This window comes from Sulfitobacter sp. HI0129 (genome assembly GCF_001635395.1).
Classification (GTDB): Bacteria; Pseudomonadota; Alphaproteobacteria; order Rhodobacterales; family Rhodobacteraceae; genus Sulfitobacter.
In genome coordinates, this window is record NZ_LWGH01001062.1 from 1 (window position 1) to 262 (window position 262).

Below are 262 nucleotides of genomic sequence, written 5' to 3' on the forward strand. Positions count from 1 at the left end.
GAGCCCCACCACGCCGAACAGGATCACCAGCACGGGGGTGAAGCAGCACAGCGCCACGATGACAGTGCCCACCAGCCCGTATTTCAGCAGGCGGTCGTTCTTGTCAGGGGTTGGTTCAGGCTCGCTCACGAGCCGCTCCCTGAGACGAGCGTCGCGCCGTAGCCGACCCCGGTGATGGCGGCGATCAGGGCGTCGGGTCCGGTGACGTCGTCATCGTAACGCAGGACATAGATGCCATCCTCCGCCTCACCTTCGGTGAATT

The 262-nt window shown here is 64.5% G+C and carries 1 pseudogene; it reads right to left on the bottom strand.

Going from position 1 to position 262, the window contains the following annotated elements:
- Window positions 1–129, bottom strand: a pseudogene (locus A3764_RS26480) (mercury resistance system transport protein MerF); the annotation flags it as partial.
- Window positions 130–262 lie beyond the last annotated feature (133 nt).